Raw genomic sequence first — 20,863 nt, 5'->3', positions numbered from 1 at the left:
ATGAAAATCCCTAAGCGATTACAGCCCCTGGTCGATGATGGAATGATCGACGAGGTGCTGGTGCAGTTAATGAGTGGTAAAGAGGCGCAGGTGTATGTCGTGCGCTGCGGTGAAGAAGTACGTTGCGCCAAGGTCTTTAAAGAAGCTAAACAGCGTAGCTTTAAGCAGGCCGTGCAATACCAAGAAGGGCGCAAGGAGCGTAATAGTCGTCGTTCGCGCGCCATGGCCAAAAAGACTCGCTACGGTCAAAAAGAGCAGGAGCAGGCGTGGCTGAATGCAGAAGTCGATGCGCTGTATCGTCTTGCTGCTGCAGATGTGCGCGTGCCTGAGCCGCATGGTTTTGTTGATGGCGTACTGCTCATGGAAATGATCAGCGATGCCGAGGGTAACGTAGCACCACGTTTAGGCGAAGTGACCCTAACCGAGGAGCAAGCGCTGCGCTATCACGCCAAAGTGATTCAAGACGTAGTGCGAATGCTATGCGCAGGATTGATCCATGGCGACTTGTCTGAATTCAACGTGCTGGTTGATGCAGAAGGGCCGGTGATTATCGATTTGCCCCAGGCGGTGGATGCGGCGGGTAACAACAGCGCGGCGGCAATGCTAGAGCGCGATGTGGATAATATGCGCGCCTATTTCGGTCGTTTCGCCCCTGAGCTACTGACTACCCGTTACGGTAAAGAAATGTGGGCTTTATATGAAGCAGGCAAGCTACATCCCGATAGCAAGCTGACTGGCCATTTTGAGCTTGATAGCCACATAGCCAATGTCGATGAGCTATTGGAAGTGATTGATGATGCCATTGAGGAAGAAGCTGATCGTCAGGCGCGTATGCGCGGTGATGATGACGAAGATTAAAAATAGAGGTACTTAGCGCCTAACATCAGGTACCTAAAGCCTAGCGCTTAATAATCGCTACTTAACAAAAGGCACTTTACACCTAGCTCTTAACACCCTAAAGCCCTTAGCAGTGGTAAGCTAACGTTTACGCTTAGCAGGTTAACAATTGCGTTTTAACGTTAAAGGTTAGGGTGGAGAAGAGCGTGAAAGGCATCCGTGTCAGCGCAGAAAGTGCAAAGGGACTTGTAACATCGCTTGCCGTAGGCGCCGTGGGCGGCATCGTTTTTCACCTCGCCGGTTTACCGCTTGCCTGGATGCTAGGCCCACTGATCGCCAACCTGCTGGTATCGGCAAAAGGAATTAACGTTGGCGTACCGGAGCCGCTGCGCAACGTGTTTTTAGCGGTTATGGGATTGGTACTGGGCAGTCAAGTAACCCCTCAACTTGCCCATCGTGTACTGGACTGGCCAATCTCGGCAGCACTCTTGCTGGCAGGTGTTGCGGCGTCCACCGCGGTTGCCGCGGCGTGGTATCGTCGCTGTGGCTTCGACCCGGTCAGTGCTTGGTTTGGTGCATCGCCAGGGGCAATGACGGCAATGATCATGCTCGGCGATCAATGTGGCGGTGACCCGCAACGCATCGCCATTGCCCAGTCACTACGGATTATTCTCGTTATCCTGTTTCTGCCTCCCCTGTTTTGGGCATTTGAAGGCGGTGCTGGTGACATTGGGCCAGCCCAGGCTACCCTTGAGCACGGCTGGATGCTGCTCACTATTCCTTTCTTATTACCGGTGGGCCGGTGGCTGCGCATTCCAAGTTCGGCGTTACTTGCGCCGCTTATTATGGCGGCCTTGCTCTCTGGGTTTGGGCTGGCAAGCCTTACGTTACCTGGTTGGGGAATGAACCTCATGTTATGGGTGTTGGGCAGCGCGATTGGCTCGCGTTTTCAAGGCATGACACGGCGCCTGCTCGGGCGTTATTTATGGCAGTCTGGGGTGGCGACGCTGCTTGCGCTGGTGGTGTTAGCACTGTTTGCTGAACTGATCCATCAGCTGTTGGGCGTGCGCCGTGACGTAGCCCTATTAGCGCTGGCTCCCGGTGGCATCGGTGAAATGGCTATTCTTGCTGTCGCGCTTAATATCGATCCTGTGTTTGTAGCATTTCACCACTTACTGCGTATGGTCACACTGATGATCGTGGCGCCTTTTTGGGCTCGTTGGCTATTGCGTCGCCAATCTTCTTAACTACATCTGTCTATTAAGGTAACGAAAGGACTTTCCATGTTGTCACGTACGCTAGCGCCGCTGTTCCGTTACTTTGAAACGCGGGTGAACCCCTATCCTGAAGGTGAGGTTGCCACGCCACCGAAAGGACTGCTGCCGTTTATTTGGCATTTTTCGCGCCCTGTATGGCCGTGGCTATTGCTGATGTCGGTCGCGACTGCCTTGGTTTCCGCAGCGGAGGTGGTGTTTTTTAGTTATATGGGCGACTTGGTCGATTGGCTGGGTAACGTAGAACGCGCGAATTTCTGGTCGGATCACGGGCTTTGGCTGGCAGGCGTGGGCGTGTTAGTGATTATCGGCCTGCCGCTACTGGTACTGGCGCAGTCTCTGGTGACCCACCAAAGCATCTTCGGTAACTACCCGATGATCGGCCGCTGGCTTTCTCACCGCCATATGCTTAGCCAAAGCTTGGCCTTTTATCAGGATGAGTTTGCAGGGCGAGTGTCGCAAAAAGTCATGCAAACAGCGTTGGCCATTCGTGAGACGGTCACCAAAGTGATGGATCTAATGGTTTACGCCATTGTGTACTTTACTGGGGCGGCAATTTTATTAGGCCGTGCAGACCCGTGGCTGTTATTGCCGTTAGCAATTTGGTTGGTTGGCTATTTAGGCATTATGCGCTTTTTTGTCCCGCGCCTGCGCGATGTTTCGATGGCTCAGGCCGATGCACGAGCCCAGATGACGGGGCGCGTGGTTGATAGTTACAGCAATATCCAAACGATTAAGCTGTTCGCTGATACCGAACGTGAACAGAGCTACGCCAAGGATGCGATGCAAGGTTTTATGGCTACCGTGCATCGCCAAATGCGGCTAGTCACCATCATGAGCGTTTGCCTGACGCTGCTCAATACGCTGCTACTAGTGGGAACGGCAGGTATGGCGATCAGCGCTTGGTATTTTGACGCTATTTCCCTGGGCGTGTTAGCGATTGCGATAGCCCTGGTCATGCGTATCCGCTTTATGTCGGACTGGATTTTATGGGAAGTGGCCGGTCTGTTTGAAAATATTGGTACGGTGCAAGATGGTATGAATACCATCGCCCAGGAGCCCACGATCAAAGATAAGCCCAATGCCAAAGCGCTCGCGGTGCCCAATGGCGAAATTGTGTTTGATGCGCTGCGCTTTCAGTACGCCCAGGCGAAGGGTGAAAGTAAAAACGTCTTTGACGGGTTGAGCCTGACGATTAAACCAGGTGAGAAAATTGGCCTGATTGGCCGATCCGGAGCGGGTAAATCCACCCTGGCCAATCTGTTGCTGCGCTTTTATGACCTACAGGGCGGGCGTATCCTGATTGATGGACAGAATATTGCTGATGTTACCCAGACCTCATTACGTCATCAGATTGGCATGGTGACTCAGGATACCTCGTTGCTGCATCGTTCGCTGAGAGACAATATTCGCTACGGTAGCCCTCATGCCAGCGATGATGATGTGTGGCAAGCAGTGTGCCGCGCCCACGCAGATACGTTTATCAACGAGCTGGTCGACCCGAAAGGGCGCCGCGGGCTGGATGCTCATGTGGGCGAGCGCGGTGTAAAGCTTTCCGGTGGACAACGCCAGCGTATTGCCATTGCTCGCGTACTGCTTAAAAACGCTCCGATTCTGGTGTTGGACGAGGCTACCTCAGCGCTGGATTCCGAAGTGGAAGCCGCGATTCAAGAGCAGCTCGATTCGCTGATGGAAGGCAAAACGGTGATTGCCATTGCGCACCGACTTTCGACCATTGCGATGCTTGACCGGTTAATTGTGGTCGATGAAGGTCGTATGGTGGAGAGTGGTACTCACCAAGAATTGCTGGCACAGAACGGTATTTACGCCAGCTTGTGGCAGCGCCAGTCCGGGGGCTTTTTGGGGCACGATCTTGATCTTGGCCTTGATACTGACTCCAGTGCCCTCATTTCATATTAGACCAGTCGTTTACTAGACTTTTAATACTAGTCACTGTTGACGACATGTGTTCAATAGGAGGTAGTGATGCAAGCCATTCAGCTTCGAGAGCCCGGCGGTTTAGCTAAACTGGACGTGGTTGAACTAACGGCGCCAAGTGAGCCTGGACCCGGTGAAATTAAAGTACGTCTGCACGCCAGTTCACTTAACTTTCATGACTATGCCGTGGTGGCGGGGATGATTCCCACCGCAGATGGCCGTATTCCCATGTCGGACGGTGCCGGTGTAGTGGAAGCGGTTGGGGAAGGCGTTAGCGAGTTCGCGGTCGGGGATGCAGTTGTATCGACCTTTTTCCCGGATTGGCTGGAAGGGCCCGCGCGAGTAGGTGACTTTACCACCACGCCAGGGGATGGCACTGATGGCTATGCTCGCGAGCAAGTGGTGGCCGCCGCTACCTCGTTCACCCTTCAGCCGCAAGGTTATAGTCATGCGGAGTCTGCGACGCTGACGACCGCAGGCTTGACCGCTTGGCGGGCACTAGTCGTTGATGGTGGGTTAAAAGCGGGGGACACCGTGCTGGTGCTGGGCACCGGGGGTGTTTCCATTTTTGCGCTGCAGTTTGCCAAGATGATGGGCGCGCGGGTAATTGCCACATCGTCTTCTAATGAAAAACTGACCCGCCTGCGCGAGCTGGGCGCTGAACACACCATTAACTATAAAGAAACGCCCGACTGGGGCAAGGCCGTTAAGGCGTTAACGAATGGTGAAGGTGTCGACCATGTTGTTGAAGTAGGCGGCCCTGGTACGCTGCCGCAATCGATTGAGGCGGTGAAAATTGGCGGGCATATCGCGCTGATTGGTGTGCTAACCGGTCGGGAAGGCGAAATACCAACAGCCAAGCTGATGGCTAAGCAAGCTAAGCTGCAAGGTCTTATTGTGGGTAGTCGTCGTCATCAAATCGAGATGATTCGTGCTATCGAAGCGGCTAATGTGAAGCCAATTATTGACCGTGAGTTTGCACTGAGCGACATTGCCGATGCCTTCCGCCACCAGGAATCCGGCAAACACTTCGGCAAGATTTGTCTGACTTTCTAGCTAGGCAGCGCCTATCACTGGCTTTAGTTAACTTTTTAGTTTTGGAATGTTGCCATTGCACGCCCACTGAGTAGTGGGTGTGCAAAAAAGGTCACGTTTCCAAGCGGCTATACACGACGCCTTTGACTTCAAGTTCCCAAATATCATCATAAGGAACGGTTACTCCGTCGATATCGCCTGGGTCACCCGTGCTGTTTTTGATCTGCGTTTCAGGAATGACTTTTAACCCCGTGAAGCCTACATGTTGAATACGTGCGCTAAATCGATTTCCCTCGTGGTCGATCAGTACCCGTTCGCCTGCAATGCACTTTGAAAGCTTTTCATGCAGTTCTGCCATAGTGACGTTAACTACGCTCATTGTCGCCTCCTGCGCTTTGCTCTCATATTAGTTAGCTACTGTATAACGACTTTATTTTAGTCGATAAGTTCGGCTAACCCCTCAATGACAATATGAGGCATGCTAACCTTAATCCACTAATTTATGTTCGAGGCGGCATATGACGCAGCGCTCAACGAAGACTGCTTTTTCGCCATGGGAAATGGTGGCACTTGAGTCGTTTCAAACACCAGAACACACCCAAGCCAGCCAGTGGCGGCGTAGTTGGCGAGCAGCGACTACGTGGATAATGGGCAGAGAAGCCTCCGAACACCAAGCAAAAGAAGAGAGTGAGCTGCGTAAGTTATCTGAAGTCGCACTTTCGCACTGGGTGCCTGCTATTGATTGGACACCGGCGGCTCGTGCTCTCAGCCAAGTAACGGAAGGGTATGTTGATGCGCCAGTCGTGTTGTTTATTTCGCCACCTCATGGTGGCCACGCAGCTGTCGTTAGCCATTGGGCGCAGCAGCAGGGCGTCAATTGCATATCTGCACCCACCCTCAACGAGCTCACAGAGGGTTGCCTAGAGTGGGTCGAGCGCTGTGGTTCCCAGCGTCAGTGGGTAATCCCCGCCTTAGAGCGGCATTTTTTACGCCATACCCAAGGGCTGCAGGGCGTCCGTGAATTGTTAGAGCGGGCGTTAAGTGGTCGTTTGGGGCAGGGCGTGATTGGTTGTGATAGCTGGACGTATGCCTATCTGCAGCATGCGGTGGGGTTGGAAGGCGTACCCGTGGTTACCCTGCAGGCATTAGAGGGTGAGCAGCTGGCACACTATTTTGCCCAGTTGGCGGGTGATGGTGGCGTCCGCCCGACGGTGTATAGCTCCCGTACGGGGCAGCCGATTCTTGCTGACGTTAGTGAAGATAGCGCTGATGGTGAGCGTTCCTATAAAGAGTTGCAACGTCTAGCAGCCCATTGTCGAGGGCATTTAGGTATTGCTTGGCACTACTGGCGAGAGCGACTGCGCGAACCGGCGGGAAATGGGGATAGTGGCCGTTCACAAGAGCAGTCTCAAGGGCAGCCAAAAGAGCCGTCAAAAGAGTCTTCAAAAGAGCTATGGCTATTGGATGCATTGGCGGAAGCGGAGCTAGCGTCGGATACGGGGGATGTGGCAACGCTGTTGCTGCATACACTGCTCATTCATGGGGGACTAGAGGATCAAGCGTTAGGGTATGTGCTGCCATTCTCGAGTCATGAAGCGCTAAACGCACGGTTAGCACTTGCTCGCCAGGGAATTCTCCGTTGCCATCAAGGGCGCTGGCAAGTCGCTCCATTAAGCTACGCAAGCGTGCGACAACTGCTGGAATCGCGAAACTATCTAGTTGACCCGCTTTAGGAGCTTATATGGACGATCAAGAGCAGTACGCCAAGCTGTTTAATGATATTGATAGTCAAGCGCTGATTACCTTAGGAGTCATTCTAGCGAGTACGGTGCTATTGATTATTGTCAGCCAGCGAGGGTTGAACTGGTTAGCCAATCGCTTGCATGGCCAAGTGCGGTTTAGAGTATTTGCGCTGGTGCCACTCACCCGGTTATTGATTTTAATTACCGCGCTGGCTGTGGCTGTTCCTATCGTTATTGAGCCTTCATTACGCAATATGGTGACGCTGCTGGGGGCCATTGGCCTAGCGATTGGCTTTGCCCTAAAAGATTACGTAAGTAGCTTGATTGCCGGGGTAGTATCTGCTGTTGAATTGCCCTATCGGCCAGGGGATTGGGTCAACATTGAAGGGACTTACGGCGAAGTAAAGCACGTTGGCATGCGCACAGTAGAAATAGTAACGCCCGACGATGATTTGGTGGCGGTGCCTCATCTTAAACTTTGGGATTCCGCTATTTATAACGCTAACAATGGCGACGTTAGTCTTCAGTGTGTGGCAAGTTTTTATCTTCACCCGGAGCACGAAGCAGGCTGGGTGCGTAAAGCGTTACGAGACGTCGCGTTAACCAGTGCTTACCTTAAGTTTGATAAGCCGATTATTGTCGTAGCGGAGGAGAAACCTTGGGGCACGCATTACCGTATTCGCGCTTATCCGGTGGATCCACGGCAGCAGTTTTTGTTTATCACCGATTTGACCGTGCGCGGTAAACAAGTGCTAAGCGCAGCGGGCGTTACTCCGGCGTTGCTTCCGCCTGATGCAGCCTTGGACTCACAGGGTGCCGCTAGTCAATGACTACGACCTGCGGTCGCCGACGACATAGGTGCCGACGACCACAAGGGGGCTAACCGAATGACGGTTTAAGCCGTTGCTTCCGGTAGTTCGGCACTGTGGAAAACATTCTGAACATCGTCCAGCTCTTCGAGCATGCCCAGCAGTTTCTCAAACATCACCACGTCATCGCCGTCGATGGGCGTGGGGGTTTGTGGTAAGAATTGGATTTCGTCTACTTCGAAATCAATCTCACCGAAAGCATCCAACAGCGCTTGTTTGGCTTTAGCGTAATCGGTATGCGGCGCAAACACCGTGATACGCTCCTCTTCCTGCTCAATGTCGGTAACGTCGACATCGGCTTCCATGAGTGCTTCAAGCACGGCTTCTTCATCACTGCCTGCAAACGAAAAAATCGCGCAGTGATCAAACATGTGACTAACGCTACCGGGAGTGCCAATTTTGCTTTTCGTTTTGGTAAAGCAGCCGCGCACATCACCAAAGGTGCGGTTGGGGTTGTCGGTCAAACAGTCGACGATCACCATCACGTTACCGGGACCAAAGCCTTCATAGCGCGCTGGTGAAAAGTCTTCGCCGCCTGCGCCGCTCGCTTTATCCAAGGCTTTATCGATAACGTGAGACGGCACCTGATCTTTCTTAGCACGCTCCATTAAACCGCGTAGCGCAAGGTTACCGTTTGGATCTGTGCCGCCTGCTTTAGCGCAGACGTAAATTTCACGTCCATACTTGCTGTAAACCTTGGTTTTCGCAGCGGCCGTTTTGGCCATGGATTCCTTACGGTTTTGAAACGCCCTACCCATATTGAAGTCCTTTATTAGCCATGAACCGCCTGCATAGCAGGCGTCATCGTTTTCAAAAAGGGGAAAATTTTACCCAACAGCGTACCATGCTAACAGCGTTATTTAAGGGGATGGATTTATTCGCTAAACGCTTGTGCGACTGTCGTATACTCAGCCAACCTACATTGTTGTCTTTCAAGGAGAGAAAAATGCCGTTGTCACTCTGGCTATCGCTGGCCGCTATCTGCGCCATGGGGGCGATGTCACCAGGACCTAGCCTGGCACTGGTACTGCGCCATACGTTAGGAGGTGGTCGCTTACCCGGCATGACGGCGGCGATTTTTCATGCGCTGGGCGTCGGGTTTTATGCGTTGCTCACCGTGTGGGGCTTAGGGGCGCTTATTGTGCGCCATCCAGATTTATTTCAACTAGTGACATGGTGTGGGGCGGCCTATTTAGCCTGGCTTGGGATAAAAGCACTACGGGCGGGCAGAGGTGGTGCGCTATCCCCGGATGCCGCAGTGACGACGCCGCGCCAAGCTGCCAAGGAAGGGGTGCTGGTGGCGCTGGGTAATCCCAAGTTGATCATTTTCTTTGTGGCGCTATTAAGTCAGTTCGTGACGCCTGAAATGAGTGTCCTTGCCAAGGCAATTATCGTCGCAACTGCGATTATTATTGATGGGGGCTGGTACGTTTTAGTAGCAGTAGGGCTTTCACACTCTCGCGTATTGCCTTGGCTCCAGCGCCATGCCCACTGGATCAATCGAATCACGGGGGTGCTGCTTATTGCACTGGCGCTGCGCGTTGTCGCAGGGCCGATTAGTTAATAAGCCGCACTGGTGTAACTGCCAATGCCGTGGCATGGTAAAGCCTATGCTGGTGGAGTCATTTAGGGGGCCTTGCGATGATGATTTATGAGCAGGATTGTTATACCCATCAAGGCAAGCCATTTAACTTGCGGGCGCTGCGCGGGCAGGTGTTGTTGGTCGTTAATGTGGCCAGTAAGTGTGGCTTTACCCCGCAGTTAAAAGAGCTGGAAAGTTTGTACCAGCGCTACCGAGACCGTGGCTTTACGGTGCTTGGCTTCCCCTGTAACCAGTTTGGTAAGCAGTCGCCGGAGAGTGCAGAAGCTTTCTGTATCTTCGGCGAACAGCAGTTTGGCGTCAGCTTTCCACTCATGGAAAAAGTGTCAGTGAATGGCCCAAACGCCCATCCGCTGTTTGTGGTGCTTAAACAGGAAGCACCGGGCGTGTTAGGCACCAAAGTGATCAAGTGGAATTTTACCAAGTTCTTGGTGGGACGTGATGGCAGGGTGATCGCGCGGTTTGCTCCCAACGATCATGGTCTGTCACTGCGGCTTGCGCTGGAAGCCGCCCTTGATAAAGAGTAAAGCGCAAGCTAAACGGTTAGAGTTCGCCACGGGTAACCATTAGTCGCTGCATTAACTCTACCCAGCGATGACGAACCATCATCGTGGTTAATCCAGAAAACAGCGCCCAACTTTTGCGCCGCCAGCCTTTCAGGCGCAGGTTGTGGCTTACCAACTGCTTCATCAGCGTATAGTCATCGAATTTTCGCCATTCACTGGCAATAGACAGCTGGTGCCTCGCCATCACTGGGGCAAGCTCCAAGCGGAACATCCACTCTAGCTCTTTCAGCGACATGTCATGCTGTTCGATCATCTCAATCATATGGGCGTAGTCACGCTCGCTTGGCTCACGGTCCAGCCATAGCGGTGCAAGAGCAAGCCATAGGTCGCCGCGTTCATCGACTAGCTGCTGTGCGTTCATCAGGGTCTCGTCGGCAAGGAGTTGTCTGGTCGCTATCCTGCCGTGAATAGCGAAGAAGCTCAAGAGCGGACAGGGCGCGTCTAGACCGCTAGAATACCCCCACACGGTAATGGCACTGCCATGCTGATAGCGACATCAATCTGATAAAGGGGTCCAATGTGATCATTAAACCAAAAGTGCGTGGCTTTATCTGCACCACCACTCACCCTAAAGGCTGCGAGCAAAACGTTCTGGAACAGATCGAAGCGACCCGTGCGCGTGGTTTAGATAAAAGCCAAGGCCCTAAAAAGGTGCTGGTGATTGGTGCTTCCAGTGGCTACGGCTTGGCAGCGCGTATTACGGCTGCCTTTGGTTATGGCGCTGATACCCTAGGTGTTTTCTTTGAAAAGCCTAGTAGTGAGAAAAAAACCGGCACGGCTGGCTGGTACAACAGTGCTGCATTTGACAAGTTTGCCAAGCAAGAGGGCCTGTACAGTAAATCAATCAATGGTGATGCGTTCTCTAACGAAGCGCGTGAAAAAGCCATCGAGTTGATCAAACAGGACATGGGTGAAGTTGACCTGGTGGTGTACTCCCTCGCTTCACCAGTGCGCAAGTTGCCAGATACTGGGGAAGTAAAGCGCTCGAGCCTGAAGCCGATTGGTGAAACCTATCGCGCTACCGCGATTGATACGAATAAAGACGCCATCATCGAGGCAGAAGTCGAGCCTGCCACTCAGCAAGAGATCGACGATACCATCACAGTAATGGGCGGTGAGGACTGGGAGCTATGGATGAGCGCCCTGGACGACGCGGGTGTGCTGGCGAAAGGCGCGCGTAGCGTGGCGTTTAGCTATATCGGTACTGAAATTACCTGGCCGATTTACTGGCACGGTGCGTTGGGTAAAGCGAAAGAAGACCTTGATCGCGCCGCGACTGCGATTGATGCCAAGCTGAAAGAGACAGGTGGTGGTGCCAATGTTGCCGTACTTAAGTCGGTCGTTACCCAGGCGAGTGCCGCGATTCCAGTCATGCCGCTGTATATCGCCATGGTCTACCGCATCATGAAAGAGCAGGGCCTGCATGAAGGCACTATCGATCAATTAAACCGTTTGTTTGGAGAGCGCCTTTATTCTGGCCAGCCTGACGATATGGTCACTGACGACCAAGGCCGCCTACGTCTTGACGACTGGGAGCTGCGTGACGACGTACAACAAGCCTGCCAAGACCTATGGCCGACTGTCACGACAGAGAACCTGTTCGAAATTACCGACTATGCTGGATATAAGCACGAATTTTTGAAGCTGTTTGGCTTCGAGCGTGATGACGTAGATTACGACGCAGATGTGAACCCAGATGTTCACTTTGATGTCGTTACGCTATAGCGCTAAGCGTGACGAGGAGGGTTAATCGCCGCGCTGTTGATCATCTAACCGGAAAGCGAGAGGTGTTGTATGGATACCAAGGAAAGCAAAACCCGGGAAGAAGAGATAGAGCACGTAATGAATGAACGTCTGCCTGAGGACTTTGAAACATCTCAGCCGCAACGGCAGCCAGAAGCGAAAAAGTCCCCTAACGGGCTACATAAGGTGCTTCCTTTAGTCATTATCGTGATGGGCATTATCGTTGCGGGCATTGTCATCCTGGGGCTTGGCAATAGCGGCGGTTAACCAAGACACATACTCCTTCTGTTGCCGGGCCTAGTGCCCGGCAATTTTGTATTTATGCCTCCTATTTTAGTTTTAAGAGCCATAGCGCTGCCTTCACTTGCGCAATTGGGTAAGATGGCTTTTTCTCTAGCTATTTATCTAAGTTGGCGGCGATTTCTATGCAGCAAAGCAACTTGTTATGTCCTCAAGTACGTTGATGTCATCCGCCAGTGAACGTCGGCGGGTGGCCTTTGTGTTGCTGCCTGGTTTTTCGCTGTTGGCCCATGCGAGCGCTATCGAGCCGCTGCAGATGGCCAATCAGCTAAGCGGGCAGATGCTTTACCACACCGTTACGTTAAGCTTAACCGATGAGCCTGTGCGCAGTGGCGCACAACTTTCCTTACTCGCTCAACATGTCTTAGGCGCGCCGCTCGGTCCGCTTGATATGCTGTTGGTATGTGCCCCTACACCACTACCCTATGCACTGCCCGCCAAGCTAAATGAGTGGCTGCGCAGTCATCAGGGCAGAGGTGTGGCTATTGGTGGCCTTGCGGGAGGTACGGAAGTGCTTGCCCGCTGCGGGCTATTAGAAGGCTACCGCGCCACATTGCCCTGGCAGCGCTTCGACGCGTTTGCACAGGCTTATCCTCAGGTCACGCTTTCTCAGCAACTGTTTGAGATTGATCGCGATCGGATAACCTGTGCCGGTGGCACTGCGGCAATGGATATGATGCTAACGCTGATTGGTAAGCATCACGGCCAGCGCCTTGCCGAGCAGGTTTCAGAGCAGTTCGTTTGTGATCGCATTCGCTTAGCCGATGAACGCCAGCATGTACCACTGCGTAATCGCCTTGGCCATGCGCCACAAAGCCTAGTAGATGCCGTCACGTTGATGGAAGCTAATATTGAAGAGCCGCTTTCTACGCTAGAGCTGGCCGAGCATTTGGGTATTTCTCGACGCCAGCTAGAGCGACTGTTCAAAAAGTATCTGCAGGCAGTGCCCAGTCGCTATTACCTGGATTTACGCTTACAAGATGCGCGTAAACAATTAAGAGAGAGCGATCGCCCGGTAGGTGATATCGCGCTGATGACCGGATTCTCTTCTGGTGCGCACTTCTCTACCGCCTATCGTAATCACTTTGGCATTACACCGCGGGAAGAACGGCTTGGATAAGCGCGGCTTTTCATAATTTACCGTCCCAATACTGAAAGCACGGCGTCTATTGCCCCCCGTATACTGAATCTATCCTTTACTCCACCGGAGGTATCGTCCCATGAGCTACACCCCAAGCCGTCAGGATTTCGATAACTACATGGCGCCAAACTACTCGCCACAACAGATTATTCCAGTGCGTGGCGAAGGCAGCCGCTTGTGGGATCAGCAGGGGCGTGAATATATCGACTTTGCTGGTGGTATTGCAGTGAACTCGCTTGGCCACTGTCACCCGGTGCTCGTGAATGCGCTTAAAGAGCAGGGCGAAAAGCTTTGGCACTTGTCTAACGTATTCACCAACGAGCCAGCACTGGCGCTTGCCAAAACACTCACTGAGCGTACTTTTGCCGATAAAGTGTTCTTGTGCTCATCCGGCGGCGAAGCTAACGAAGCTGCGCTGAAGCTAGCCCGCCGTTGGGCGGTAGACCACCATGGCGAGCAGAAAGATAAAATTATCTCGTTTTATCAGTCTTTCCATGGCCGCACTTTCTTCACCGTGAGTGTGGGTGGTCAACCCAAGTATTCGCAAGGCTTTGGCCCGGTGCCAGGTGGCATTCTGCATGCCAACTTCAATGACCTGGAAAGCGTACGCAAGCTAGTGGGCGACGATACCTGTGCCATTATGGTTGAGCCGATGCAGGGCGAAGGCGGCATTGTTCCCGCGACCCAAGAGTTCCTTCAGGGCCTGCGTGATCTGTGTGACGAACACAACGCGCTGCTGATTTTTGACGAAGTACAAACGGGCGTTGGCCGCAGCGGTGAACTTTACGCCTACAAAAACTTCGGTATCACTCCGGATATTCTCACCAGTGCCAAGTCATTGGGCGGCGGCTTCCCGATTGGTGCCACTTTAACCACGGATGCGATTGCGAAGTCTCTGGCGATTGGTACCCATGGTTCTACCTACGGTGGCAATGCGTTGGCATCTGCGGTTGCTCTAGCGGCTGTGGAATTCATTGATACTCCTGAAGTACTTAACGGCGTTAAGCACCGTCACGACCTGTTCCGCGAGCATTTAGAAACCATTAACCGCAAATATGGCGTATTTAAAGAAATTCGCGGCATGGGAATGCTGATGGGCGCACAAATGTCAGATGCCTTTGAAGGCCGCGCTAAAGACATTCTGCCGCTGGCTATCGAAGAGGGTGTGATGGCACTGGTTGCGGGTCCCAACGTGCTACGTATGGCGCCATCTTTAGTCATTCCGGAAGCGGATATTGCTGAGGGTATGGCGCGTTTAGAGCGTGCTATTGAGCGGCTAGTTGCCAGCGCATGAGTAGGCAAGAAGCCACACAAGAGGGGGCGTTAAGGATGCTGGTAATTCGACCGGTAACAATGGCTGATCTTCCAGCCCTGGAGCAGTTGGCAGAGCACGCGGTGCCGCGGCTCACCAATCTGCCCGCCAACCGTGATCGGCTTGAGGAGCGCATTGTGCGCTCCCAGGAAGCCTTTAATAGCGACATAGAGTTCCCTGGTAACGAGCACTACATGTTCGTACTGGCAGATGATGACCGCGAGGAAGTACTCGGCACGGCGACTATTCGCGCCCAGGCAGGCGCAGCTGAAGCCTACTACACCTATCGCCAGGAAACGCTGATTCATGCTTCTCAACAGCTGAATGTGCGCCGGGAAGTGCAAACCTTGGCGCTTTCTCATGAAGCCTCTGATGCCACGCTGCTCTGTGCGCTATCGCTTAACCCACGCTACAAAGGCACCAGTGCAGAAAGTCTGTTACGCCGTGCGCGACTAATGTTCATTGCTCAATACCCCGAGCGTTTTTCACGCATTCTGGCGGTCGCCTTTCCGGGCTATCTGGATGGCAAAAACGAATCGCCTTTTTGGGAAAGCGTCGGTCGCCACTTTTTTGCGCGCAGCTTCCAAGAAATGAATCACATTGCTGGCGTTCGCTCGAAAAGCTTTATTGCTGAAGTGATGCCGCAATTTCCGCTTTATCTACCGCTGCTAACGCCTCAGGCACGCGCTGCCATTGGCCGAGAGCATCCTGCCCATGAAGATGCACTAGCAGAAATGCTGGCAGAAGGCTTTGTGCGCTCCCGCCATGTCGATATTTTCGACGCAGGGCCGATTGTAAAAGCCGAGCGTGAGCGATTGGAAACTTTCCGTCGTGCCGCTTGGCATCCTGTCAGGGTACGCCCTGAACACGCACTGCCCGATGCAGAGCCTGCGATGATTGCCAATCAAACCTTAGGTGATTTCCGCTGTATTGTAGCGCGTTATGCGCTTTCGCCTACTGGGCAATTAATGCTTTCACCACAGCACGCTAAACAGTTGGGTGTTGAAGAGGGGCGCGCGGTGCTGGCCGCGCCATTAAGCCTGCCAAGCGCGGTAGATGCGCTTGATGAAGGAGAGATGTAATGCGCATTCGACCCATTGCCCGCGACGATTTGGATGGGCTCCAGGCGCTTGCGCAACAGGCAGGCGTTGGCTTTACCTCACTGCCGGATAACCGCGAGTTTTTGGCTGGCAAAATTGAAGCCGCTGCCCGTGCCTTTGAAGAGCGCACGCCAGCCGATGATCGACTCTATTTTTTTGTACTGGAAGATGAGCAAAGTGGAGAGTTGGCCGGTTGCTGCGCTATTGAAGGTCAAGTAGGTCGTGAAGTGCCTTTTTACCACTACCGCCTGGGAACACTGGCCCATTCATCGGTACAACTGGACTTGCACCGTACAATCGACACGCTATTTTTAAGTTCCGACCACACTGGCGATGCGGAAGTATGTTCGCTGTTCTTACGCCCTGAATACCGCGGCGAAGCGAATAAACACTTACGTAATGGCGCGCTGCTTTCCAAAGCTCGCTGGCTGTTTATGGCTCAGTTCCGTGATCGTTTTCCGCAAAAAGTGCTGGCGGAAATGCGTGGCGTGTTTGATGAAAATAACACCAGCCCCTTTTGGGAAAGCCTGGGTAAACACTTTTTCCCCATGGACTTTAATGAGGCCGATCGGTTAACCGGGCTAGGCCAAAAAAGCTTTATCGGTGAGCTGATGCCTAAGTTCCCGATCTACACCACGTTTATGTCGGAAGAGGCACTTGCCTGTATTGGCCAAGTGCACCGCCATACTCGACCAGCCCTTGAAATGCTCAAGAAAGAAGGGCTGCGTTGGGAAGGCTATATCGATATTTTCGATGGTGGCCCCACGGTGGAAGCCTATATTGACGACGTGCGAGCGATTCGTAATTCGCAGCTCTGCCAAGTGGAAGTTTCTCAAAATGCTCCCGACGAAAGCGTCAGTCGCTGGCTGGCAGCCTCTACCGAGATGCTTAACTTCACCGCTAGTTGGATAGGCCGCGGACCCAGCGAGGAAAACACCATCGTGCTTAACCCGCAAGAAGCGGATCGCCTGGGCGTGACGACGGGTGACTACCTACGCTTATTGGAAACCTAGTTTTTCAAGAACCGTTTTTCAAAAATAGCCTTTCAAGAACAGCTTCTCGAGAACAGCTTTTCAAGAACGGTTTTAAACAGTCTTTCAGAATAAATATACATAACAAGCTCGCACAACAAGCACGCATACGGGAAGGAGATAAACATGCACGCCCAACAGCAGCAACTGATTAACGGCGCCTGGGTAACGGGCGATGCCGATACCTTCACAAAGCACGATCCGGTTTCAGGAACACTGCTGTGGCAAGGTGCTTCGGCTTCAAGCGCACAGGTTGGCGCCGCTATTGATGCCGCGCGTGTAGCTTTTCCTGAATGGGCGCGCACTACGTTTGCTGAGCGCCAAGCACTTGTTGAGCGTTTTGTTGAGGTACTTACCGCCCGTCGTGAAGAGTTAGCGATAGCGATTGCCTCTGAGACCGGCAAGCCGCTTTGGGAAGCACGCACTGAAGCTGGCGCGATGGTCGGAAAGGTGGCGTTGTCTATCAAGGCTTATCATGAGCGCACTGGTGAGCGGGAAAAAGAAGTGGGTAGTGCGAAAGCCGTACTGCGCCATCGCCCCCACGGTGTCATGGTGGTCTTTGGCCCCTACAACTTCCCCGGTCACCTACCCAATGGCCATATGGTACCCGCGTTGCTCGCCGGTAATACCGTGGTGTTTAAGCCTAGCGACCAAACCCCGTTGACCGCCGATTTAACCCTGCAGTGCTGGGTGGAAGCAGGGCTGCCTGCAGGGGTGATTAACCTAGTGCAAGGTGGTGTCGCTGTAGGCCAAGCCTTGGCAGCGCACCCCGGCATTGACGGCCTGCTGTTTACGGGCAGCGCTAAAGTGGGTGGCATGTTGCAGCAGCAGTTCGCCGGGCAGTTGGATAAAATCCTGGCGCTGGAATTGGGCGGCAACAACCCGCTGGTGGTGAAGGATGTCGACGACGAGCGTGCTGCTGTACTGACTATTCTGCAATCGGCGTTTTTATCCGGTGGCCAGCGCTGCACCTGCGCCCGCCGCTTGATGGTGCCGCAAGGGGACGTTGGCGATCGCCTGATCGACGCGCTTTCCGACGCTATCGCCAAGCTACACGTGGCAGGGCAATTTGAAGAAGCACCGGCGGCGCCGTTCTATGGCGGCTTGGTCAGCGTGGCAGCTGCCGATGGCTTGCTTAAGGCGCAAGACGAGCTGGAAGCCCTGGGCGGTACGGTAATTAACCGGATGCAGCGCCTTAAAGAGAACACCAGCCTGTTAAGCCCGGCACTGATTGATGTCACAGGGTTGGACGTGCCCGATGAAGAACATTTCGGCCCACTGCTGAAAATCCATCGTTACAGCGATTGGGATGAGGCGTTAGCCCTTGCCAACGATACACGCTACGGCTTGTCTGCAGGACTTATCGGTGGTGATAAAGCCGACTGGGACGACTTCCTGCTACGCATTCGTGCGGGTATCGTGAACTGGAACCGCCAAACCACTGGGGCTTCTGGCGACGCTCCCTTTGGTGGCGTAGGTGATAGCGGTAACCACCGCCCCAGCGCTTACTATGCGGCGGACTACTGCGCTTACCCAGTGGCGTCGATGGAGGCCGATAGCTTGGAAATGCCGGAAACGCTGCCGCCAGGAGTCAACCTATGAGCGACGTGGTGAATAACAACGTAGTTAATAACAGCGTCAGAGAAGTCAATTTTGACGGCTTGGTTGGGCCCACCCACAACTACTCAGGGCTGGCCCATGGCAACGTGGCGTCGATGAGTCATGGTGGTCTGGTGTCCAACCCTAAAGAGGGCGCACTGCAAGGGCTTCTGAAAATGAAGTCACTGATGGATGCTGGCTACGCTCAGGGCGTATTGCCACCTCAACAGCGCCCTGATGTGGGTGCACTGCGGGATTTAGGCTTCAGCGGTAGCAATAGCGACGTGCTGAACCGTGCCGCAAAAGAGGCACCCCAACTGCTGAGGGCGGTCTGCTCAGCTTCCAGTATGTGGACGGCCAACGCAGGCACCGTTACCCCGAGTGTTGATGCGCCTGACCGCCGAGTGCATTTTACACCGGCTAACCTGCAATCCAGTTTTCATCGCTACCTAGAGCCGCAAACCACCGGCCGTGTGCTGCAGGCTATTTTCCATGATGAGCAGCACTTTGCTCATCATCCGGTACTGCCAGCAACGCCTGCTTTTTCTGATGAAGGCGCAGCCAATCATACTCGGCTATGTGGGGAGCACGGCGAGCCAGGCGTTCACTTATTTGTGTATGGTCGCCAAGCATTTGGTGACGTGCGTAGCGGCGAGCGTGAGCCAAAACGCTTTCCCGCTCGGCAAACCCTGGAAGCCAGTCAAGCAGTGGCTCGCCAGCACGGGTTAACGGATGCACAAACGGTGTTTGCGCAGCAGCATCCGGATGCTATCGATGCGGGTGTCTTCCACAACGATGTCATTGCCGTGGGTAATGGCCCCGTATTGCTCTATCACGAAATGGCCTTTTTGGATGAAGCGCGCACCTTAGATGAGCTGCGTAGCAAAATGTCCACACCACTGATTCCCGTGCGGGTATCGCTAGACGCGGTGAGCATGGAGGATGCGGTAGCATCGTACCTGTTTAACTCCCAGCTCCTTTCCAACCCGGATGGCACCATGACGCTGGTCGTGCCCAGCGAATGCCAAGAGCGTGAAGCGGTTTGGCGTACGATCCAGGACTTTATTCTGGCGGGCAATAATCCGATTAGTGACGTGGTCGTTAAAGACGTTAAACAGAGCATGCGCAACGGCGGTGGCCCCGCCTGTCTGCGCCTGCGGGTTGCCCTATCCGAAGCCGAACGGGCAGCGTTGACCGGCCGCGTATTAATGAATGATGCGCTGTACGATGATCTGACTGCTTGGGTCAATCGCCACTACCGTGATCGCCTTGCGGCAGATGATCTAGCCGATCCTAAGCTCGCCACAGAAGTGCTCACGGCGTTAGATGAGCTGACGCAATTGCTAAAAGTGGGGGCAGTTTACCCATTTCAGTTGGGGTAAGAAGTACACCCAGCAAAACGCCAAGGCACAGCCTTGGCGTTAATCGTATATGACTGCAACGGATTGGCTTCAAATAGTTGGTAGTGCGTGGTAAACCTACAGCGCACCCGCAATGTTCGCGGCTCAGGGGGAGTGGTCAGCATGGGAGTGTTAGTATTCGCTAAGTGCTCTAACGACTAACCACCAAAACTAGAGATCGGTATTTTGAAAAAAGTATTAATGAGTGCCTGCCTTCTAGGGAAAAAGGTTCGCTATGATGGTCGAGCCCTTCCCGTGGCAGACCAGATTATTGAGCAGTGGCATTCTGAAAGACGAATTGTTTCTGTCTGCCCTGAGGTTGAGGCGGGAATGAGTATTCCCAGGCAGCCTGCAGAGATTTTTGAAGGCAATGGTCAGAGCGTAATAAATGGCGAAGCCGATGTGATTGAAAAAGAGGGAGCCAATGTCACTGCCGAGTTTTTGGCGGGGGCTTCCGTTGCTCTAGATTTATGTCTTAAATTTAATATAAGCGTCGCGGTACTCGCTGAATCTAGCCCATCATGCGGAAGTTCCGCTATCTATGATGGCAGTTTTTCCGGTAAAAAAGTGCCAGGCATGGGAGTAACCGCCGCACTGCTCCGCCAGCATGGTATACGGGTGTTTAATCAGTATGAAATAGCGGAGGCCAATCAAGCGCTTCTCGCTAAACATGATGATTAAAGCGTCGAGAGCTAACCAGAGGCTCCCTAGCACTCGGTGTACCGCGTCTTATCGGCTTAGTATCCTAAGGTAAATGCCTGTTGAATATGTGTTGGCGTTTCTGCTTCATCAAGCATCGCCACTGCAAAATCCTCCATTGAAATAAGCGATTCCCCGTTCTTATCCATGACAAGAGTGTCCGAGCCAAGGCGAAAGCTGCCTGTCCGCTTTCCAGGGACGAGCATGGCGGCAGGAGAGACGTAGGTCCATGCTGTGCGAGTTTCGGCAAGGCACCGTTGGTACTGTGCTTGGCAAACCTTGGCAATTTCTAGAGCTGTTGCCGGTAGAAAGTCGGGGGCTGTTAACACCGTTTCCCCGTTGCGTCCGGGGATGAGTAATCGAGCGGCTCCGCCCACTAATAGCACACGTTGTTCGGCGAGGGCGCTGTTGAGAATCACATCCGTGAGTGTCACCATCAGCGCTTCCTGCCCCCCTGGTGGGCGAACAGCGCTGATCAATAAATCCTGGCCTTCGACCGCCTGCGCTAGCTGGTGTGGGTCTGATATATCGGCGACACAGTAGCTTGCCTCAGCAGGCAGCTTATGACGCTGACTTTCAGTTCTTACTACACCTGTGACGTGATGTCCCCGCGCTAACGCCTCACTCATAATGCGTGTTCCGACGTCACCTGCGGCACCGAGTATCGCGATTTTCAT

At 53.5% G+C, this 20,863-nt stretch carries 21 protein-coding genes; 17 read left to right on the top strand and 4 right to left on the bottom strand.

Annotation, left to right across the window (positions count from 1 at the left end; genetic code table 11):
- The 4 genes from CEK60_RS13920 to CEK60_RS13905 all read left to right on the top strand — a co-directional run bounded on the left by CEK60_RS13920 (position 1) and on the right by CEK60_RS13905 (position 5,105).
- Positions 1-858, top strand: coding sequence for a PA4780 family RIO1-like protein kinase (locus CEK60_RS13920; protein WP_089039534.1), 858 nt, complete (start codon positions 1-3; stop codon positions 856-858).
- A gap of 185 nt (positions 859-1,043) precedes the next feature.
- Positions 1,044-2,084, top strand: a complete 1,041-nt coding sequence (locus CEK60_RS13915; RefSeq protein ID WP_089039533.1) for an AbrB family transcriptional regulator — start codon at positions 1,044-1,046, stop codon at positions 2,082-2,084.
- Positions 2,085-2,120: 36 nt separating this feature from the next.
- Positions 2,121-4,031, top strand: a complete 1,911-nt coding sequence (locus CEK60_RS13910; protein WP_089039532.1) for an ABC transporter ATP-binding protein — start codon at positions 2,121-2,123, stop codon at positions 4,029-4,031.
- 66 nt (positions 4,032-4,097) lie between these two features.
- A complete protein-coding gene (locus tag CEK60_RS13905) occupies positions 4,098-5,105 on the top strand; it encodes a zinc-dependent alcohol dehydrogenase family protein (RefSeq protein ID WP_089039531.1) in 1,008 nt (335 codons plus the stop codon).
- A gap of 91 nt (positions 5,106-5,196) precedes the next feature.
- Here CEK60_RS13905 and CEK60_RS13900 read toward each other — a convergent pair whose 3' ends face one another.
- Positions 5,197-5,463 (bottom strand): hypothetical protein, encoded by a 267-nt coding sequence (locus CEK60_RS13900; RefSeq protein ID WP_038477356.1) that lies wholly within the window; start codon positions 5,461-5,463, stop codon positions 5,197-5,199.
- Positions 5,464-5,602: 139 nt separating this feature from the next.
- On the opposite strand from CEK60_RS13900, the gene CEK60_RS13895 reads away from it, so the two are divergent.
- Both CEK60_RS13895 and CEK60_RS13890 read left to right on the top strand, forming a co-directional pair.
- The gene (locus tag CEK60_RS13895) at positions 5,603-6,817 is read left to right on the top strand and encodes a hypothetical protein (RefSeq protein WP_089039530.1); all 1,215 of its coding nucleotides are present in this window, start codon (positions 5,603-5,605) and stop codon (positions 6,815-6,817) included.
- Positions 6,818-6,825: 8 nt separating this feature from the next.
- A complete protein-coding gene (locus CEK60_RS13890) occupies positions 6,826-7,656 on the top strand; it encodes a mechanosensitive ion channel family protein (RefSeq protein WP_089039529.1) in 831 nt (276 codons plus the stop codon).
- Positions 7,657-7,721: 65 nt separating this feature from the next.
- Here CEK60_RS13890 and CEK60_RS13885 read toward each other — a convergent pair whose 3' ends face one another.
- Positions 7,722-8,453 carry a YebC/PmpR family DNA-binding transcriptional regulator gene (locus tag CEK60_RS13885; RefSeq protein WP_038477348.1) on the bottom strand — a complete coding sequence of 244 codons (732 nt, stop codon included), beginning with the start codon at positions 8,451-8,453 and terminating at the stop codon, positions 7,722-7,724.
- A 188-nt stretch (positions 8,454-8,641) separates the two neighbouring features.
- Between CEK60_RS13885 and CEK60_RS13880 the strand changes: the two genes are divergently transcribed.
- Together CEK60_RS13880 and CEK60_RS13875 are read left to right on the top strand one after the other, a co-directional pair.
- Positions 8,642-9,259, top strand: coding sequence for a LysE family translocator (locus CEK60_RS13880; RefSeq protein WP_051626348.1), 618 nt, complete (start codon positions 8,642-8,644; stop codon positions 9,257-9,259).
- Between the two features lie 77 nt (positions 9,260-9,336).
- Positions 9,337-9,822: a glutathione peroxidase gene (locus CEK60_RS13875; RefSeq protein WP_089039528.1), complete on the top strand. Its 486-nt coding sequence runs from the start codon at positions 9,337-9,339 to the stop codon at positions 9,820-9,822.
- A gap of 16 nt (positions 9,823-9,838) precedes the next feature.
- On the opposite strand, the gene CEK60_RS13870 is transcribed toward CEK60_RS13875, so the two are convergent.
- Positions 9,839-10,222: a DUF7079 family protein gene (locus CEK60_RS13870; protein ID WP_089039527.1), complete on the bottom strand. Its 384-nt coding sequence runs from the start codon at positions 10,220-10,222 to the stop codon at positions 9,839-9,841.
- 158 nt (positions 10,223-10,380) lie between these two features.
- Between CEK60_RS13870 and fabV the strand changes: the two genes are divergently transcribed.
- The 9 genes from fabV to CEK60_RS13825 all read left to right on the top strand — a co-directional run bounded on the left by fabV (position 10,381) and on the right by CEK60_RS13825 (position 20,168).
- A complete protein-coding gene (gene fabV, locus CEK60_RS13865) occupies positions 10,381-11,586 on the top strand; it encodes an enoyl-ACP reductase FabV (protein ID WP_089039526.1) in 1,206 nt (401 codons plus the stop codon).
- Positions 11,587-11,655: 69 nt separating this feature from the next.
- Positions 11,656-11,871 (top strand): hypothetical protein, encoded by a 216-nt coding sequence (locus CEK60_RS13860; protein WP_089039525.1) that lies wholly within the window; start codon positions 11,656-11,658, stop codon positions 11,869-11,871.
- 178 nt (positions 11,872-12,049) lie between these two features.
- Complete coding sequence (locus CEK60_RS13855; RefSeq protein WP_174412707.1) at positions 12,050-13,024, top strand: GlxA family transcriptional regulator; 975 nt, start codon at positions 12,050-12,052, stop codon at positions 13,022-13,024.
- A gap of 100 nt (positions 13,025-13,124) precedes the next feature.
- Positions 13,125-14,339 (top strand): aspartate aminotransferase family protein, encoded by a 1,215-nt coding sequence (locus tag CEK60_RS13850; RefSeq protein ID WP_089039524.1) that lies wholly within the window; start codon positions 13,125-13,127, stop codon positions 14,337-14,339.
- Between the two features lie 35 nt (positions 14,340-14,374).
- On the top strand, positions 14,375-15,439 hold the full coding sequence (locus CEK60_RS13845) for an arginine N-succinyltransferase (RefSeq protein ID WP_089039523.1): 1,065 nt from the start codon (positions 14,375-14,377) through the stop codon (positions 15,437-15,439).
- Entirely contained in the window at positions 15,439-16,470 is a 1,032-nt protein-coding gene (astA, locus tag CEK60_RS13840; protein WP_089039522.1) for an arginine N-succinyltransferase, read from the top strand. The genes CEK60_RS13845 and astA overlap by 1 nt, the downstream gene beginning before the upstream one ends.
- Positions 16,471-16,614: 144 nt before the next feature.
- Positions 16,615-18,090 carry a succinylglutamate-semialdehyde dehydrogenase gene (gene astD, locus CEK60_RS13835; RefSeq protein ID WP_089039521.1) on the top strand — a complete coding sequence of 492 codons (1,476 nt, stop codon included), beginning with the start codon at positions 16,615-16,617 and terminating at the stop codon, positions 18,088-18,090.
- The gene (gene astB, locus CEK60_RS13830) at positions 18,087-19,469 is read left to right on the top strand and encodes an N-succinylarginine dihydrolase (RefSeq protein WP_089039520.1); all 1,383 of its coding nucleotides are present in this window, start codon (positions 18,087-18,089) and stop codon (positions 19,467-19,469) included. The genes astD and astB overlap by 4 nt, the downstream gene beginning before the upstream one ends.
- A gap of 204 nt (positions 19,470-19,673) precedes the next feature.
- Positions 19,674-20,168 (top strand): DUF523 domain-containing protein, encoded by a 495-nt coding sequence (locus CEK60_RS13825; protein ID WP_226912875.1) that lies wholly within the window; start codon positions 19,674-19,676, stop codon positions 20,166-20,168.
- Between the two features lie 56 nt (positions 20,169-20,224).
- Here the strand turns inward: CEK60_RS13825 and CEK60_RS13820 are convergent, their stop codons facing one another.
- Positions 20,225-20,863 carry an NAD(P)-dependent oxidoreductase gene (locus tag CEK60_RS13820; protein ID WP_089039518.1) on the bottom strand — a complete coding sequence of 213 codons (639 nt, stop codon included), beginning with the start codon at positions 20,861-20,863 and terminating at the stop codon, positions 20,225-20,227.

This window comes from Halomonas sp. N3-2A (assembly GCF_002216165.1).
GTDB lineage: Bacteria > Pseudomonadota > Gammaproteobacteria > Pseudomonadales > Halomonadaceae > Vreelandella.
This window is presented reverse-complemented; position numbering and strand designations above follow the sequence as displayed.